We start from the raw sequence: 17074 nt of genomic DNA, 5'->3' as shown, positions 1-17074 counted from the left end.
AAGCCGCCGGGTGTTCAAAGGTAAGCCGCCCCAGCCTGGCGCCTGACGTGCGAGAGGAGACCGAGTGCCCGACGAGCGCAACACCCCCGGCACCGGTCGCCATTCCGACACCACGGCACGCCCCCGCGGCGGACGTCGCCGTTCGATGGACACTCACGGCGGCATCAGCGTGTCCGACGTGGTCGCGCGGCATACCGGAGAACGGCCAGCCTTCACCGAAGATCCCGGGACACGGCATTCGGAGCCGGTGAGCCGGCTCGCGGAACCCGGTGCGCGCCGGGCAGAACCGGGCCGACGCCGGGCCGACGCCGAACAGCCCGAACCGGGACGACGGCGGGCGGAGCCGGACGCTGGCTATCTGGGGGCGAACGGTCACGCCGGTTCGCCCGCCGAACCGGGCCGACGGCGAGCGAACGGGCATGCCAACGGCGTCGGAAGCCGCCACGCTGAGCCGGGAGATGACTCAGCTCTGGGCGGTGTCCGGGCGAACGGACAGGTCAACGGGGTCGGCGGTCGGCACGGCGAACCGGACGGAGACGACACCGGCTCGACCGGCAGACGGGCCAACGGCGTCGGCCGTCGCCACAGCGAGCCCGAAGACAACGCCGCTCAGGCGAACGGGCACGTCAGCGGCCGACACGGCGAGCCAGTCCTAGACGACGCCGACTCGACCGGCAGACGGGCGAACGGGCTCGGCAACCCAGGCAGGACGGGTACCGCCTCGGCCGAGCCCCGCGGAAATGGCCGGGTCAATGGCGTCGGCAATCGGCACAGCCGAGAGGTCGCCGAAGGTTCCGAGCACCGGAACGGAGCCAGCGGGCCCGCGGACGACGTCCCCGCGTTTGACACTCAGGCGGTCACTGGCAACCGGCACAGCGGTTCTGCAGACGACGCTGGTCTTTCCGCCGGGCGGCGGGCGAACGGGAACCGGCGTAGTGCCTCGGAAATCGATGGCGCGGGGCCTGCGCGGGTCGGTGGGCGTGCGCTTCTTGGTGGTGTCGTACCTGACCCAGAGGCTCAGCTCGCCGAACCAGGCGAGGGCACGCGGCGTCGCGAGACTGACGGCTACCCAGCCCCGCCGAACGGCCGGCGGGCTCAGCCGGGCGACGTTCGCGGGCAGACCCGGCACGCCGCGCCGGATTCCGGGCTTGACGACGAGCATCCAGTGGAGCCGGGTGAAGCAGGCGTATCTGGTGGGCGTCGGAGGGCCTTGGGCGAGCGGCCCGCTGGGGTTGGCCGGGCTGGCGACGTAGTCGGGGCACCTGGTGAGGCCGAGCTGTCCGAGGGGCCTGGCGAGGTCGGTGGCCGTCGTGGGGTTCCGATGGGGCCCGTCGACGCTGGCGGACTCGACGCTCCGGCGGCGGAACCGGGCGGTCGGGTTCGGCCGGGGACTGGTGAGACTGGTGGGCGGCCGGGAGGAGCCCGGGGACGTCGCCAGTGGAGCGGCGAGTCCGGGGCTGACCAGGGATTGGCTGCGGACGACGGTGGGCTGCCGGGCAGCCCCGGGCAGGATTTGGGCTCTCCGGAACCGGGGATGCGACCTCGGCGTCGGCGGGCCGACGGGCTTCCGCCCCGGCCTCGGCAGGGCGGGGTTCCGGTTTCGCCGGAGCCGCCCGGGCCTCGGCGGCCGCACGGTGCCGAGAACGCTCCGGAGCAGGACTCCGGCGGACACCGCGTGCCTGGGCCGGAATCGGGCGGGCATCGGCTGCCCGGCCCGGCTAGGCGACGGGCGGCTGGTCCGGAATCTTCGGGACAGCCGATGCCCGGTCCGGACTCGGCCGCACTGGCGATGCCGGGTGGACTCGGTCCCGACGGACAGCCGATGGCCGCTCCCGGCTCGGCTGCGCCACGGATGCCGGGCGGAGTCGACCGCACCGAAAACCGGCCTGCTACTCCCGATTCGGCGGCACGACCGATGCCGGGCGGACCCAGCCGCGACGAACACCGCGCGGTCGGCCCCGACATGGCAGCCCCACGGATGCCAGCCGGACCTGGCGGCACCGAAACCCGGCCAGCAGCTCCCGATTCGGCAGCACGCCCGATGCCGGGCGGACCCGACCGCAACGAACACCGGACAGCTGTTCCCGGCTCGGCGGCACGACCGATGCCGGCCGGACCCGACCGCAACGAACACCGGACAGCAGTTCCCGACTCGGCAGCGCGACCGATCCCCGACCGCACCGAGCCCCCCGCACCTGCCCCCGAGCCAGCAGCCCGGCCGATCCTCGACCCCGACGGGCTGCGAGCGCCGGGGCAGGACTCCGGCGGACACCGAGTGCCCCCGAACGCGCCTGGCCGCCGAGTGGCAGGCCCTCGCCCGGCCGGACGTCCCGCTGGTGGCATGGACGGAGTCCCCGGCGCGGAGCCCGAGGACGAACTTGAACGGACGCAGCTGAGCCCGGCGCTCGAGCCGGATCTGTTGCGGGGCAAGCGAGGAGCCGCGCGCCCGGATCAGCGCAACGGGCAGGCTCCGGGGCCGAGAGGGCCCAGAGGGCCGGGGCGTGGCCGGGTGAGCCCGCCGGACGGGCCGGGCGCGGTGCGTGGCCTGGCCGCGGCTCCGGGGCTCGAGCAGACCCAGCTCAGCCCGGCGCTCGACGGTGACCCGGAGAGCGGTGCCGGGAAACGTCCGCGGCGCGGTCCCGCGCCGGATCCGGAACGGACTCAGCTCAGCCCGGCGTTGGAGCGGCCGCGGCGCAGGCCCGCACCGAACGGCGCACGGCCGGAGGCAGAAGCCGAGAAGACCCAGCTCGGGCCGGTCCTGGATGGCAAGCAGATCGGTGCCGCCGCGGACCGGACGCAATTCACGCCGGTCAAGGGGATCGGTCTCGGTGCGAAGAGCCCGGAGCGGGGCAAGCTCAGCCCTGCGCCGGATCCGGAGCGCACCCAGCTCAGCCCGGCCGCCGACCCCGAGCAGACTCAGCTCAGTCCGGCGGCGGAACCCGATCCCGAGCGCACTCAGCTGAGCCCGGCTGTCGAGGGGCCGAACGGCAAGCGTCCTCGGCGTCCTCCGGCCCGGCCGGCCGCGGCGGTTCGTGCGGACATGGATCCGCTCACCATGACCGACGAGATGGAGGCGATCGACGAGGCGACTCAGTACCGTCGCAAGATCGATCACAGTCTCGCCCGGTTCTCGGCCGCGCACGACGACGCGGCGGCTGAAGAGGCCAAGCGCCGGGAACGTCGGGAGCGGCTGACCACCCGGTCGATGGCGTTGTTCGAGCAGACCCGGACCGCGTTGCAGCGGGTCGTTCTGCTCGACAAAGAAGACGAAGAAGAGGAACAGCCCGCCGAAAAACCTGAGCAAACCCGGCTGCAGGAAAAGAAGCAGCGGCATACCGCGCGCAATGTCCGGATCGGCCGGATCGCGTTGATCGTGGTGGTAGTGCTCATCTTTATCGGCACCGGGGTCGCGTGGGGCGCGGTCACGTGGTTCGACGCCAAATTCGCTCAGGTTTCCGCGCTGGACGAGAACTCCTCGGACATTCAGAACGCTGACGCGCAGGCCAACGACGAGAACTTCCTCATGGTCGGCTCCGATTCCCGGGACGGGGCTGCGGCCGAGGAGAATGTCGGGGACGCGTCCAATATCCCCGGCGCGCGGTCGGACACGGTGATGGTGGCGCACATTCCCGCGGACCGGAAACGGGTCGTGGTCGTTTCGTTCCCGCGCGACCTCGAAATCGACCGGCCGGACTGCAACCGGTGGGATCCGGCCAAATCCCAGACCACCGACGAGGTCGTGCGCGAGCAGAAGATCGCGAAGCTCAACACCGCCTACGCGGTCGGCGGGCCGCAATGCATGACGAAGGTGATCCAGAAAATCACCGGCCTGCGGATCAACCACTTCGTCGGCATCGACTTCAACGGGTTCAAGGAAATGGTCGACTCTGTGCACGGGGTGACCGTGCACAACGAGAAACCGATCATCGACACCACGCTCGGCAAAGTGCTGCTCGAAACCGGCGACGTGACCATTTCCGGCGACCAGGCGCTGAGTTACGTGCGCGCCCGGCACGTCATCGGGGACAAGACCTCCGACTACGGCCGGATCAAGCGGCAGCAGGCGTTCATCGGAGCACTGCTCAAGAAGGTCATGTCTTCGGATGTCGTACTGGATCCAGGGAAACTGTCCGGTTTCATCACCGCGTTCGCGCACGCTACGTTCGGTGACAACCTCGGCGTGCAGCAGATGATGACGCTCGCGCAATCGATGCGCGGGCTCGACCCGGCCAACATCAACTTCCTGACCGTGCCCACCGTCGGCCTGCCGAACAAGCGCGGCAACGAAGTACTGGTCCTGGAAAAGACCAAGAGCCTCTTCGACGCGTTGCGCGACAACACTCCGCTGCCCGGCAACCAGCCCGCCGGGACCGCGGCCAACGCGCCGTCCGCCAACGCCGATTCCCCCAAGAACACCGACCCCGGGAACACCAACCCCGGCTGAGCACGCGGATTCGTTAGGCGGGGTTCATACGCGGTTCACCCAGCGATGCGGTATTCGGTCAGTCCACGTCGTAGGGTGTGGTCATGCGTGAGGCCTACCATGTCGAACTCGATCAGCTCGCCGAAAACCTGGCCGCGATGTCGGTCCAGGTTGCCGACGCCATGGAGCGGGCCACCAAGGCACTGCTGGAGGTCGACCTCGGCCTCGCCGAGCAGGTGATCAGCGACGACGCGAAGGTCGACGACGCGCGCGCCGAATGCGAGGAGCAGGCGTACGCCCTGCTGGCGCTGCAGGCCCCGGTCGCGACCGATCTGCGCACCGTGCTCGCCGCCATCCACGCGGCGGAAAGCCTGGAGCGCATGGGAGATCTCGCCCTGCACGTCGCCAAGGCCGCCCGACGCCGCCACCCCGACCCGGTGCTGCCGGACGCGGTCAAGCCGTACTTCTCCGAGATGGGCCGCGCCGCGGTCGGGCTCGCCCGCCAGGTCGAGGCGATCATCAAGACCAAGGACGTGTCCGCCGCCAAGGATCTCGAGGCCGAGGACGACCAGGTCGACGACCTGCACCGGCACCTGTTCACCGTGCTGATGGACCGCGAATGGCCGCACGGCGTCGCGTCCGCCGTCGACGTCACCCTGCTCGGCCGCTTCTACGAGCGCTACGCCGACCACGCGGTGTCCGTCGCCAAGCGGATGATTTTCGTGGTCACCGGCCGGATGCCCGGCTACGGCACCGACGACGAGGACCTGACCATCTGAGCGACCGCAACCGAAACCGCCACCCGTGCCGAGCGCGGGTGGCGGTTTTTTAGTGCCCGGAAAGAAAACAGCCGCCCTGGCAAGGAAAACCAGGGCGGCTGTCCACAGTGGAATCAGCCGAAGCGGCCCGAGATGTAGTCCTCGGTGGCCTTCTCGTCCGGGTTGGAGAAGATCTTCTCCGTGTCATTCAGCTCGATCAGCCGACCGGGCTGGCCGACGCCGGCCAGGTTGAAGAACGCGGTCTGGTCCGAAACCCGCGCCGCCTGCTGCATGTTGTGCGTCACGATGACGATCGTGTATTCCTTCTTCAGCTCGCCGATCAGATCCTCGATCGCGAGCGTCGAGATCGGGTCCAGCGCCGAACACGGCTCGTCCATCAGCAGCACGTCCGGCTGCACCGCGATCGCCCGCGCGATGCAGAGCCGCTGCTGCTGCCCGCCGGAAAGGCCGCCGCCCGGCTTGTTCAGCCGGTCCTTGACCTCGTTCCACAGGTTCGCACCGCGCAGCGCGCGCTCGGCGATCTCGTCGAGCTGCTTGCGGCTTTTCATCCCGCCGAGCCGGAGCCCGGCCACCACATTGTCCTTAATGGACATCGTGGGGAACGGGTTCGGCCGCTGGAACACCATGCCGATGGTGCGCCGCACCTGCACCGGGTCCACCGCCGAGGCGTAGATGTCCTCGCCGTCGAGCAGCACCTGACCGTCGACGCGGGCGCCGGGAATGACCTCGTGCATCCGGTTCAGCGTGCGCAGCACGGTCGATTTGCCACAACCCGACGGTCCGATGAACGCGGTCACGTTCCGCGGCGGGACGTTCAGCGTGACGCTGTCCACGGCGTGGAACTTGCCGTAGTAGATGTCCAGGTCTTTGACGTCGATTCGCTTGGCCATGACTCACTTCTTCTTCGGGGCGACGATGCGGGAAAGGACCGTGGCGAGCAGGTTGATCACGGCGATGATGAGAACCAGGGTGAGCGCGGCTCCCCAGATCCGGTCGAAGCCGACGCTGCCGGGGTCCATCGAGTTGGTGGCGCGTTCGTTGTTCATCACCAACGGCAGCGACGCCTGCTCCCCGCTGAAGATGTTCCAGTTGACGTAAGACGTGTAACCGACGAGCACCAGCAGCGGCGCGGTCTCGCCCATCACGCGGGCGAGCGCCATCATGATGCCGCCGAGAATGCCCGACAGCGCCGTGGGAAGCACGATCTTCATGATCGTCTTCCACTTCGGCACGCCCAGCGCGTACGAAGCCTCGCGCAGGTCGTCCGGCACGATCCGCAGCATTTCCTCCGCCGAGCGGACGACCACCGGAATCATCAGCAGCACCAGCGCGAGCGACACCGCGAACCCGCTGCGCGGCAGGCCGAGCGTGGTGACCCACAGCGCGTAAATGAACAGAGCGGCCACAATGGACGGAACACCGGAAAGAATGTCCACCATGAACGTGGTCGCCCTGGCGAGCTTGCCGCGGCCGTACTCGACGAGGTAAATCGCGACCAGCAGGCCGATCGGCACTGAGATGACCGCGCACACCAGACCCTGCAGCAGGGTGCCGATGATCGCGTGCAGCACGCCGCCGCCGACCTCGTCGCCGAGCACCGAACCGAAGTCCTGGCCCCACCAGTTGCTGTACGGGATCCGCTTGACCCCGTTGGCGATCACCGTGTAGAGCACCCACACCAGCGGGATCACGGCGATTAGGAAGGACAGCCACACCAGCACGGTGGCCACGCCGTTTTTGACCTTGCGGGCCGCGCTCACCTGCTGGAAAGCCGGTGTCGTCGCGGGCCGTTCGAGGGTGGTCGACACGGTCACTCCCCCTTCTTGCCGACGAACGAGCGGGCGGCGAAGTTGACCAGGAACGTCAGCACGAACAGCACCAGACCGGCCGCGATGTAGGCGCCGGCCGAGGTCGGGTTGTTGAACTCGCTGTAGTTCTGGGCGATCTTCGAGGCGAACGTCGCGCCGCCGTCGAAGAGGCTCCAGTCGAAGTTGCGGCCCTGCGGGATCAGCAGGATCACCGCCAGCGCGATGGTTTCACCGAGCGCGCGGCCGAGGCCGAGCATCGACGCGCCGACGAAACCGGCTTTGCCGAACGGCAGCACCGTGGTGCGGATGACTTCCCAGCGCGTGGCGCCGAGCGCGAGCGCGCCCTCGATCTGCGCGGTCGGGGTGCGTTCGAAAACCTCGCGGGTGAGCGACGTGATGATCGGCAGGATCATCACCGCCAGCACGATCCCGGCGGTGAAAATGGTGCCGCGCACGTTCGGCGCGATATTGCCCGGCGCGAAGATCGGAATCCACGAAAAGGTGCTGTTGACCCACGCGGAAAACGGTTCGATCGTCGGCGCGAACACGAGAATGCCCCACAGGCCGAAAATGATCGACGGCACCGCGGCGAGCAGATCCACGATGTAGGCGAACGGCCGGGCCAGTTTCGGCGGCGCGTACTGGGTGAGAAAAAGCGCGATGCCCAGCGAGATCGGCATCGCGATGATCAGCGCCACCAGCGAGGTCGCCACGGTGACCTCGGCGAGGTCGGCGATGCCGAACGCCATGTTCGCCGGGTCGTTCGTCGACCACCCGTGGTTGAACAGGAAGTTGACCTTGTCCGCCTTCAGCGCCGGAATCGCCTGTACGACCAGGAAAATCCCGATCAAGGCGATCAGGGCGACGACGAAGATCCCGGCCCCGGTGGTCAAGTTCTGGAAGATGCGGTCACCGGCGCGCACCTTCGTCGGCTTCTTCCGCGCGGGCGGCGTCTCCGGCGCCGGCGCGGGTGGCTTGTCCGAAATCGGATCCTCCGGGAACGCTCGGGCGGACGACGAACGCCCACCGGGGTCGCCGGTGGGCGTTCGCGTCGAGGATTGGTCGCTCATCGACAGTCTCTAGTCAGCTTTCGTACCAGCTAGGTAGTCGCTCAGGAAATTTCCTTGACGGCCTTCAGCACCTTGTCCTGCAGGCTCTGCGGGATCGGCACGTAACCCTTGGCCGACAGCGGCTGCTGGCCGTCGGTGGCCGACACCGTCAGGAACGCCTTGACGGCCTTCGCGACGTCCGGGTTCGAGTACTTCGTGCACACGATCTCGTACGTGGTCAGCAGCAGCGGGTAGGCGCCCGGCACGTTGCTGGAGTAGATGCCGTTGAGGTCCATCGCCAGGTCGTTGGTGCCCGGGTGGAAGAACTTGGCGGCGTCCAGCGACTTGGCCACGTTCTGCGCGTTCAGCTCGACGCCGCCGGAGCCGCTGTCGATCAGGGCCGGGGTGACGCCGTCCTTGGCGAACGCGCTCTCCACGTAGGTGATCGAGCCGTCGGCGCCCTTGACGGTGCTCGCGACACCGTTCGAGCCCTGCGCACCGTTGCCGACGCCGCCGGCGAACTTCTTGCCGGCGCCCTGGGTCCAGACGTCCTTCGCGGCCGCGCCGAGGTACTTCTGGAAGTTGTCGGTGGTGCCCGACTCCTCGGAGCGGGAGACGACCTGGATCGGCTTGTCCGGCAGGTTCAGGCTCTCGTTGCCCTTGACCGCCTTGATGGCCGGGTCGTTCCAGTTCTTGATGCCGCCGTTGAAGATCTTGGCGATGACCTGCGGGGTCAGCGTCAGCTTGTCCACGCCGGACAGGTGGTAGCCGACCGCGATCGGGCCGACGACCAGCGGGATGTTCAGCGCGGGCGAACCGCAGCGCTTGGTGGCGGCCTCGAGGTCTGCGTCCTTGACCGGCGAGTCCGAACCGCCGAAGTCGACCTGGTTGGCGTTGAACTGCTTGACGCCGGCGCCGGAACCGGTGCCGTTGTAGTTCACCTTCTGGCCGGAGCACTTCTTGGCGTAGGCCTGGTTGAACACCTCGATGGCGTTCTTCTGCGCGCTCGAGCCCTCAGCGGACAGCGGGCTCTTGCCGCCGCAGTCGACCTGGGCGGTTCCGGTGGCGGCGGGAGCGGCGGAGTTCGAGCCCGAGCCGCTGTTCGACGCCGAAGGGTCGGAGCCACAAGCGGTGAGCGCGAGCGCGGCGCTCGCCACGATGCCAACGGCACCCAGGGGCCGCATGATCTTCACTGCATTTCCTCCACTCGGAGATGTGCCTTTTTGAATCCGGTCGGGATCGGCGGGCGGGTTGAGCCGCACCGGAACCGGACACTAGGCAGCCTCGGTGGACGGTCGTCCTTGGTTGCATGAACGGGAGGTGAACAAGTCACCGTTTGTGAGCAGGACTACTACCCCGAATGGGTGCCGTGGCCTGGTCGTGACCTGCTAGTACGCAGAAAGTAACCCGGGTCACCGGCAGCGTCGGTCGTGATCACTCACCGTACTGGACGTCGGTCTCGAAACGCTGGAACCCCAGCTTGTTGTACACGGCCAATGCTGACGCGTTGTCCCCCTCGACGTAGAGGATCACCCTCGGTAGCCCCCGGGAACGCAGGTAGCGGAGTCCGGCGAGCGTCAGCGCCTTGCCGAGGCCACTACCCTGAGTAGCAGGATCGACGCCGACCACGTAGACCTCCCCGACCGGGTCGCCGTCGAACCGGCCAGGCACCGGATCGTGCACCTTCGTCCAGTGGAAGCCGACGACGTCGCCGTTCTCGTTCTCCGCGAGGAAGAAGCCCGCGGGGTCGAACCAGGCCTGCAGTTCCTCGGCCCGGACCTCGGCGGCGGTCAGCGCGCCCTGTTCCGGATGCCAGTCGAACGCGCGCGCGTTGACCGCGACCAGCGCGTCCTCATCCTGGCCGGGCACGAAGGTGCGCAGCCGGAAACCGTTGCGCAGCACCGGTTCCGGCCAGTCCGCGCCCGCGACGTCGACATGCAGGATCAGCAGTTCGCGTCGTCGGCCGAGGCCGAGTTTCGCGGCGATCGCCGCCGCACCAGGGTGATCGCCGTGCGCCCACGCCCGGAAACCCGCGTCGGCGCGCTCGACCAGCGCCTGCGCGAGTGCGGTGCCGACACCACGACGCCGGAACTCCGGGTGCACGAAGAGCTCCGCGACCTGATGGCCGTGGGAATCGCCTTCGGTATCAAGGTGAACGTATCCCGCGGGCGCGCCGTCGAAGCGGGCGAGGAGATGCAGTCCGCCCTCGAATTCGCGCGGCAACGCCCCGGTGGCGTCGACCTCGGGACGCCCGTCAGTCGCTTTGGCCGCGAGCAGCACTTCGCGCACCGCGTCGTCGGGTTCGGTCGTCCAGTCGCCAAGGTCGATAGCCACAAACCGACCTTACCGGCGAAAGTCAGCGCGAGGTCAGCTCCGAAGCGTCGGACGGAACGGAGACCACCGGCTTCGCGCCCTTCGCCGGCCGCTCGAACTTGTAGCCGACATTCCGCACAGTGCCGATCATCTGCTCGTGCTCTGGACCGAGCTTCGCGCGCAGCCGCCGTACGTGGACGTCGACCGTGCGCGTGCCGCCGAAGAAGTCGTAACCCCACACTTCCTGCAGCAGCTGCGCGCGGGTGAACACCCGGCCAGCGTGCTGGGCGAGGTACTTAAGGAGCTCGAACTCCTTGTACGTCAGCTCTAGCGTGCGACGGCGCAGCTTCGCCGTGTACGTCGCTTCGTCAATGACAAGGTCGCCGACGCGCAGTTCAGCGTCCGCCTGCAGACCGATGCCGTCGCGAGTGGTGGCCAGCCGCAGCCGCGCGTCAACCTCAGCGGGACCAGCAGTGGGCAGCAGGATGTCGTCAGTGCGCCATTCGGAGTTGACCGCGACCAGACCGCCTTCGCCGACGACCGCGATGACCGGTGTGCCCGATTCGTCCTCCGCGCCCTTGAGCAGGCGGCACAGGCTCTTCGCGGACGCGAGGTCGCTGCGCGCGTCGAGGAGGATGACGTCCCGGTGGCCCGCGTCGAGCAAGGCCGTCACTTCCGGCTCGCGTACGCGTACGGTGTGCGGCAGCAGGTCCAGCGCAGGTAGTACGGAGGTAGCGTCGAGTTCCCCCGTCAGCACCAGCAGGTCCAAGCTCATGATCCGCACCGCCTTCAGATTCGTCGCCTCGAACGTGGCGTCGGTCGGTGCTAAGTGAGAATAGCGGGTGAACACCCCGGCACCTAGCGCGTGCTGGATCGATCACACCTGGTCCAACGGTCCGGGCGTGACCCGCACCACGACGAAATCCACCCGAACAGGAGAACCGAGGCGATGGCGAGCAGGCCCGTGACCCGGGACGACCGACCGGCCCCGAACCCCGGCGGAGGACGCCGCGGCAGGCGCGTGCGCCGGTGGCTCATCGTGCTGGGAGTACTGGTTCTCCTGCTGGTCGGTGCGGATTTCGGAGCGGCGGCCTTCGCCGAGCACACGATCTCGCAGAAAGCCCGCGCACAGCTCGGGCTGAGCGACGACCCGTCGGTCAACATCCACGGCTTCCCGTTCACCGTGCAGGCGCTCTCCGGTGACTACAGTCACATCACGGTTTCCGCGGACGGCGTCCCGGTCGGCAACGAACTTCGCGACCTCCGCGTGAGCGCCGAACTGGAGGACGTCATCGCGCCGCTGTCGGACCTGACGTCCGGCAACACCAAGGCGGTGAAGATCGGCAAGCTCACCGGCGCGGTGACGATCAAGGCGTCCGACCTCGCCCGGGTCTCGCCGCTGAACAAGATCCAGAACCTGAAGATCGAGCAGTCGACCCAGGCGTACGTGAAGTACGGCGACACCGAACAGGGCAAGCAGCCGGACCCGACGCCGACCAACGCCGACGGCGAACCGGCCGACGGCACGAGCGCGGGCTTGCGGATCTCCGGCGAGGTCCAGGTCGCCGGGCAGAAGGTGGAGATCTTCTGCTTCGCGCTGATCCAGCTCAAGGAGAAGACGATCTCGATCGTGCCTTACCGGCTGCAGTTCGGGAATGACCAGAGCACCACGATCGTTCCGGAAGCTGTGCAGAAAGCTCTGCTGCCGAACTTCCGGGCGAGCATCTCGACGACCCGGCTGCCGCTGTCGGTCACCCCGACCGCGGTCCGCGTGGACAGCGGTTCGGTGACCATCAAGGGCGAGGCGCACGACGTGAACTTCGCCGACCTGTCCACCAACCACGGAGGCTGATCCCCGGTGACCGGAGTGTGGGTGCTGCTGGCGACGCTGGTCGTGGCGACGGCCGCGGGCCTGCTCCTGCGCGCCCGCAACGGCCGGATCCGCGCGGCCAAACCGGCTGCTCAGACCCGCCCGCTCCCCGCTCCGGTCAGCGAAGCCCTTGATCCGCACTCCGCCGTCACCCTGGTGCAGATCTCCACCACGTTCTGCACCCCGTGCCGGCACACGCGGGCGATTCTGTCGTCGCTCGCGGAGAAGACCGACGGCCTGCACCACGTCGACCTCGACGTCACCGAACGTCCCGAGGTCGCGCAGGCATTGTCGGTGCTCAGCACGCCGACCACGCTCGCGCTGGACCCGGAAGGCCGGGAACTGCTGCGCGTGGGCGGCGTGCCCAAGGGCCCGGAGCTGCTGGAAGCGCTCCGCCCGCATCTCGCCGCCGCGTCGCGCTGACTGCGCCGACTCCGCTGGCTCCACTGGCTCCGCTGGCTCCGCTGGCTCCGCGCTCAGCCTCGACGAACCGCCCCAATGCCACATTGGGTGCATCCCACGCACCCAATGTGGCATTCGGTGCATCTGACGCACCCAATGTGGCATTGGGGCGCGTTCCAACCTGGCGTTCGCGGCTTCCCACGCACCCAATGTGGCGTTCGGTGCGCCCCACGCACCCAATGTGGCGTTCGGTGCGCCCCACGCACCCAATGTGGCGTTCGGTGCGCCCCACGCACCCAATGTGGCGTTCGGTGCGTCAGATGCACCCAATGTGGCATTGGGGCAGCGCCGCGCCGGGCTGAGCACGGCGGTTGATTCTCAGGATCCGGACTTCGTCCCAAGGAATGAACATGGTTCCGGGAGCGAGCGAGCCTGGGTACCCTCCCCCCTGTGGACGAGCTGCCCATCACCCTCCTGACGCAGCGCCGCGCGGTCGATTTCTGCCGCGTGCGCAGCAGCTTGTGTCTGCCTGTGTCCGGTCGGCGCTGAAGCACGTCTCGCGCCGTTCCGCAGCCGCACTCGTCTTCGCCGCGTGCTGTCCGCACGCCTTCCCCTCGCACTCAGCAGGAGGAATCCATGTCCGCCGGACCGGCCGTAGACCCGCGAGGTCCCAGGTTCGCCGCGATCGTGACCACGGTGGTGCTCGCCGTCGTGCTCGTCACGCAGTGGTGGCCGTTGCTCGCACTGCAGACCGTGGTCTTCGCGATCGGTGCGTTCATCGGGCTCAAGCCCGCGCCGTACTCGGTGCTGTACCGGCTCGTGGTCGCGCCGCGGCTCGGGCCGCCGACCGAACGCGAGGACGCCGCCCCGCTGCGGTTCGCGCAGGCGGTCGGGTTCGTGTTCGCGCTCGTCGGCACCATCGGCTTCGCGACCGGCGTGACGCCGCTCGGCGTCGTCGCGACCGCGTTCGCGCTTTTCGCCGCGTTCCTCAACGCGGCGTTCAACTACTGCCTCGGGTGCCAGGTGTACCTGCTGATCAAGCGTTTCAGCCCCGCGCGGGCGTCCTCGTAAAACCCAAACCCAGAAAGAGAGTTCTCCTCCATGAGCCGAGAAGACGTCCTGGTCACCACTCAGTGGGCCGAGGAAAACCTGGACACCCCGGGCGTGGTGTTCGCCGAGGTCGACGAGGACACGACCGCCTACGACAACGGGCACATCCGCGGCGCGGTGAAGCTCGACTGGCGCAAGGACCTCCAGGACGGCGTCCGCCGCGACTTCGTCAACAAGGAGGGCTTCGAGAAGCTCCTGTCGGAGAAGGGCATCTCGAACGACGACCGCGTGATTCTCTACGGCGGCAACAACAACTGGTTCGCCGCGTACGCGTACTGGTACTTCAAGCTCTACGGCCACGAGAACGTGCAGCTGCTCGACGGCGGCCGCAAGAAGTGGGAGCTCGACGGCCGCGAGCTGAACTCCGACGAGGTCAAGCGCGAGCCGACCACCTACAAGGCCAAGGAACAGGACCTGTCGCTGCGTGCGTTCCGCGACGAGGTCGTCCAGTCGATCGGCGCGAAGAACTACATCGACGTGCGTTCGCCGGACGAGTTCTCCGGCAAGCTGCTCGCCCCGGCGCACCTGCCGCAGGAGCAGTCGCAGGTGCCCGGCCACATCCCGGGCGCGCTGAACGTGCCGTGGGCGAAGGTCGCCAACGAGGACGGCACCTTCAAGTCCGAGCAGGAGATCAAGGACCTCTACGCCGAGGCAGGCTACGACGAGAGCAAGCCGACCATCGCCTACTGCCGTATCGGCGAGCGTTCGTCGATCGCCTGGTTCGCCCTGCACGAGCTGCTCGGCCAGGCGGACGTGAAGAACTACGACGGTTCGTGGACGGAATACGGTTCGCTGGTCGGCGTTCCGGTCGAGTTGGGAGCTAAGTAATGGCAGACGGCTGCAGCGCACCGGCGCAGGAAGCGACGCCGGCGGACTTCGACACCAACGGCCAGGTCGTGTTGGCGGGCAAGGTCACCGGCACCGAGGGACCGGTCGGCGGCGCGTTCGTCCGGCTGCTCGACGGCGGCGGCGACTTCGCCGGCGAGGTCGTCTCCTCGGCGGACGGCGACTTCCGTTTCTACGCCGCCGAAGGGTCCTGGACGGTGCGCGCGCTGCACCGCACCGGCAACGGCGAGGCCAACGTCACCGCAGCGGGACCGGGCCTGCACCAGCTGGCCATTTCGGTTGCCTGACAACACTTTTCGACGGAAGGGCCCCTCGGTTTCCGAGGGGCCCTTCCTCGTGTCCGGGCACGAAAACTTGACCTCAAGCCGACTTGAGAACCCAAGCTCACGAGCGTGTCCCAGACGAAAACCGTTGTCCGGCATCCGTTGCTGGCGGCCGCCGTGTTCCTCGGAAGCTTCATGGCGTTGCTCGACGCGAGCGTGGTGAGTGTCGCGCTGCCGACCATCCAGCGCGACCTGCACGCCGAATTCACTGACCTGCAATGGATCGTCGACGGCTACACCGTCGCGCTCGCTGCCCTGATCCTCACCGGCGGCACGCTCGGCGACCGGTACGGCCGCAAGCGGATCTACCTCGCCGGGCTCGCCCTGTTCACGCTCGCCTCGCTGGTGTGCGGTCTCGCTCCGACGCTCGAGCTGCTCATCGTCGCGCGTGCCGGGCAAGGCATCGCGGCCGCGGCGGTGATCCCGGGTGGCATCGCGCTCCTCGCGCACGCGTATCCAGAGCCCCGGGAACGAGCCCGGATGCTGGGGGCGTGGGGCGGGGTGGCCGGATGCGCGCTGGTCATCGGCCCGCTCATCGGAGGACCGATCACTGACGCGCTCGGCTGGCCCACGATCTTCTTGATCAACCTGCCGATCGGGATTTTCGCCGTACTCGCCGGCCGCCGTGGTCTCGCCGAGTCGTCGGATCCGGCACACGGCGCGCTGGACCTGCCGGGCCAGCTGCTCGGCGCGTTGTGGATCGGATCGTTCACCTACGCCGTGATCGCTTCCGACCCCGTGGTCGCGGTGCTCGGCGCGCTCGGGCTGATCGCGTTCATCGTCGTGGAGCTGCGGGCCGCGCATCCGATGCTGCCGATCCGGTTGTTCGGCAAGTTCCGCTTCTCCACCTCGATCTTCACCTCGTTCGCCATCGGCTTCGCGTGCTATCCGCTGCCGGTGCTGATCGCGGTGTACCTGCAGCAGGCGTGGCGCAGCACCGCCTCGACGGCTGGGGTGCAGATGCTGCCGTACGTCGTCGCCAACGCTGTTCTCGCGTTCCTTTCCGGACGGTTCGCCGCCCGCTTCACCGCGGGACGCGTGCTTCCGGTGGGCCTCGCCCTCGCCGCGGCGGGCAGTTTCGCCTTCCTGCTGATCGACACCGCGAGCCCGTATTGGCTGCTCAGCGTCCCGCTGACGCTGTCGGGCGTCGGGCTCGGCCTGAGCATCACCCCGGTCAACGTCGTCGGGCTCGCCGGGCTTCCGGTGCGGCGCACGGGTACCGCAGCGGGCACGGTGAACGCCGCGCGGCAGGTCGGAATGGCACTCGGCGTGGCCGCGCTCGGGGCGCTTCTCGATCACGGCAGCACGCTCACGACCGGCCTGTGGACCGCGATGGCGGTGGCCGGTGCGGTGCTGCTGGCGGTGACCGTCCTCACCGCCGCGACCCTGCGCAGGGCCGGATGAGCCGGGGCGGACTATTGTCCTCGCTGTGGAGACCTTGTTTACGACCCTGTTGATCATCGCGGGCATCGCCACCGTGTGGTTCGCGGTCTACGTCGTCTACCGGCTGTACGCCGACCAGCGCTGATCAGCATGACGAGTGGCGACGAAGCCATCGCAGCAGCCGACGAGCGGGCCGCCAGCACGCGCGACCGCAATCTGCCGTTGTGGGACGACCTGCCGATCCCGAACGACACGGCGAACCTGCGCGAGGGCCCGAACCTGAACGACGCGTGCCTGGCACTGCTGCCCCTCGTCGGCGTCTGGCGCGGCGAGGGCGAGATCGACTACCCGACGATCGACGGGCCGATCAAGTTCGCGCAGCAGCTGACCGTCTCCCACGACGGCCGCCCGTTCCTGTTCCACGAGGCGCGCTCGTGGCTGCTGAACGAGGACGGCAGCGTGCTGCGGCCGGCCGCCCGCGAAACCGGGTTCTGGCGGCCGCAGGAGGACGACACCATCGAGCTGCTGCTCACGCACAGCTCCGGCATCGTCGAGCTGTACTACGGGAAACCGCGCAGCCAGACGTCCTGGGAGCTCGGCACCGACGCGGTCATCCGCACCGCGACGGCCAAGGAGGTCACCGGTGCGCAGCGGCTGTACGGCCTGGTGAACGGCGACCTCGGGTACGTCGAGGAGCGCGCGATGGTCGGTCAGGAAATGCAGCCGCACGCTTCCGCGCTGCTGCGCCGCGTGGTGGGCTGAGGCTCC

General features: G+C 68.5%; 16 protein-coding genes. 10 read left to right on the top strand and 6 right to left on the bottom strand.

All coding sequences use genetic code 11. From position 1 onward, the window contains the following. Positions 1-935 precede the first annotated feature (935 nt). From ACWGIC_RS00865 to phoU, 3 genes are all read left to right on the top strand, one after another. Positions 936-1253, top strand: coding sequence for a hypothetical protein (locus ACWGIC_RS00865; protein WP_452073799.1), 318 nt, complete (start codon positions 936-938; stop codon positions 1251-1253). Positions 1254-2341: 1088 nt separating this feature from the next. Beyond that, positions 2342-4444, top strand: coding sequence for an LCP family glycopolymer transferase (locus ACWGIC_RS00860; RefSeq protein ID WP_452073798.1), 2103 nt, complete (start codon positions 2342-2344; stop codon positions 4442-4444). An 83-nt stretch (positions 4445-4527) separates the two neighbouring features. Beyond that, positions 4528-5202 (top strand): phosphate signaling complex protein PhoU, encoded by a 675-nt coding sequence (phoU, locus tag ACWGIC_RS00855; RefSeq protein ID WP_452073797.1) that lies wholly within the window; start codon positions 4528-4530, stop codon positions 5200-5202. Between the two features lie 113 nt (positions 5203-5315). Here phoU and pstB read toward each other — a convergent pair whose 3' ends face one another. The 6 genes from pstB to ACWGIC_RS00825 all read right to left on the bottom strand — a co-directional run bounded on the left by pstB (position 5316) and on the right by ACWGIC_RS00825 (position 11147). After that, positions 5316-6092 (bottom strand): phosphate ABC transporter ATP-binding protein PstB, encoded by a 777-nt coding sequence (gene pstB, locus ACWGIC_RS00850; RefSeq protein WP_452073796.1) that lies wholly within the window; start codon positions 6090-6092, stop codon positions 5316-5318. Between the two features lie 3 nt (positions 6093-6095). Then, complete coding sequence (gene pstA, locus ACWGIC_RS00845; protein ID WP_452073921.1) at positions 6096-7010, bottom strand: phosphate ABC transporter permease PstA; 915 nt, start codon at positions 7008-7010, stop codon at positions 6096-6098. A gap of 2 nt (positions 7011-7012) precedes the next feature. Beyond that, positions 7013-7933 carry a phosphate ABC transporter permease subunit PstC gene (gene pstC, locus ACWGIC_RS00840; protein ID WP_452073920.1) on the bottom strand — a complete coding sequence of 307 codons (921 nt, stop codon included), beginning with the start codon at positions 7931-7933 and terminating at the stop codon, positions 7013-7015. Between the two features lie 188 nt (positions 7934-8121). Continuing rightward, complete coding sequence (gene pstS, locus ACWGIC_RS00835) at positions 8122-9252, bottom strand: phosphate ABC transporter substrate-binding protein PstS (RefSeq protein WP_452073795.1); 1131 nt, start codon at positions 9250-9252, stop codon at positions 8122-8124. A gap of 241 nt (positions 9253-9493) precedes the next feature. Next, positions 9494-10387, bottom strand: coding sequence for a mycothiol synthase (gene mshD, locus ACWGIC_RS00830; protein WP_452073919.1), 894 nt, complete (start codon positions 10385-10387; stop codon positions 9494-9496). A 28-nt stretch (positions 10388-10415) separates the two neighbouring features. Further along, on the bottom strand, positions 10416-11147 hold the full coding sequence (locus tag ACWGIC_RS00825) for a winged helix-turn-helix transcriptional regulator (protein WP_452073794.1): 732 nt from the start codon (positions 11145-11147) through the stop codon (positions 10416-10418). A 174-nt stretch (positions 11148-11321) separates the two neighbouring features. On the opposite strand from ACWGIC_RS00825, the gene ACWGIC_RS00820 reads away from it, so the two are divergent. From ACWGIC_RS00820 to ACWGIC_RS00790, 7 genes are all read left to right on the top strand, one after another. After that, the gene (locus ACWGIC_RS00820) at positions 11322-12224 is read left to right on the top strand and encodes an LmeA family phospholipid-binding protein (RefSeq protein WP_452073793.1); all 903 of its coding nucleotides are present in this window, start codon (positions 11322-11324) and stop codon (positions 12222-12224) included. 6 nt (positions 12225-12230) lie between these two features. Further along, on the top strand, positions 12231-12665 hold the full coding sequence (locus ACWGIC_RS00815; RefSeq protein WP_452073792.1) for a TlpA family protein disulfide reductase: 435 nt from the start codon (positions 12231-12233) through the stop codon (positions 12663-12665). A 615-nt stretch (positions 12666-13280) separates the two neighbouring features. Then, entirely contained in the window at positions 13281-13715 is a 435-nt protein-coding gene (locus ACWGIC_RS00810; protein WP_452073791.1) for a DUF4395 domain-containing protein, read from the top strand. A 30-nt stretch (positions 13716-13745) separates the two neighbouring features. Beyond that, the gene (locus ACWGIC_RS00805; protein WP_452073790.1) at positions 13746-14582 is read left to right on the top strand and encodes a sulfurtransferase; all 837 of its coding nucleotides are present in this window, start codon (positions 13746-13748) and stop codon (positions 14580-14582) included. Next, a complete protein-coding gene (locus ACWGIC_RS00800; protein WP_452073789.1) occupies positions 14582-14887 on the top strand; it encodes a DUF1416 domain-containing protein in 306 nt (101 codons plus the stop codon). The genes ACWGIC_RS00805 and ACWGIC_RS00800 overlap by 1 nt, the downstream gene beginning before the upstream one ends. A 105-nt stretch (positions 14888-14992) precedes the next feature. After that, complete coding sequence (locus ACWGIC_RS00795) at positions 14993-16327, top strand: MFS transporter (protein ID WP_452073788.1); 1335 nt, start codon at positions 14993-14995, stop codon at positions 16325-16327. Between the two features lie 129 nt (positions 16328-16456). Next, on the top strand, positions 16457-17068 hold the full coding sequence (locus ACWGIC_RS00790; RefSeq protein ID WP_452073787.1) for an FABP family protein: 612 nt from the start codon (positions 16457-16459) through the stop codon (positions 17066-17068). Positions 17069-17074: the final 6 nt, after the last annotated feature.

It is taken from the genome of Amycolatopsis sp. NPDC054798 (assembly GCF_053611505.1).
Note: the sequence above shows the minus strand (reverse complement) of the source record. Positions and strands in the feature narration are given on the sequence as shown.

Bases quoted from the DNA above. Each gene is read 5' to 3' on its own strand.
- ACWGIC_RS00825 (WP_452073794.1), bottom strand. From the start codon at position 11,147: ATGAGCTTGGACCTGCTGGTGCTGACGGGGGAACTCGACGCTACCTCC.
- ACWGIC_RS00790 (WP_452073787.1), top strand. From the start codon at position 16,457: ATGACGAGTGGCGACGAAGCCATCGCAGCAGCCGACGAGCGGGCCGCC.
- ACWGIC_RS00810 (WP_452073791.1), top strand. From the start codon at position 13,281: ATGTCCGCCGGACCGGCCGTAGACCCGCGAGGTCCCAGGTTCGCCGCG.
- phoU (WP_452073797.1), top strand. From the start codon at position 4,528: ATGCGTGAGGCCTACCATGTCGAACTCGATCAGCTCGCCGAAAACCTG.
- ACWGIC_RS00805 (WP_452073790.1), top strand. From the start codon at position 13,746: ATGAGCCGAGAAGACGTCCTGGTCACCACTCAGTGGGCCGAGGAAAAC.
- pstB (WP_452073796.1), bottom strand. From the start codon at position 6,092: ATGGCCAAGCGAATCGACGTCAAAGACCTGGACATCTACTACGGCAAG.
- ACWGIC_RS00820 (WP_452073793.1), top strand. From the start codon at position 11,322: ATGGCGAGCAGGCCCGTGACCCGGGACGACCGACCGGCCCCGAACCCC.
- ACWGIC_RS00800 (WP_452073789.1), top strand. From the start codon at position 14,582: ATGGCAGACGGCTGCAGCGCACCGGCGCAGGAAGCGACGCCGGCGGAC.
- ACWGIC_RS00860 (WP_452073798.1), top strand. From the start codon at position 2,342: ATGGACGGAGTCCCCGGCGCGGAGCCCGAGGACGAACTTGAACGGACG.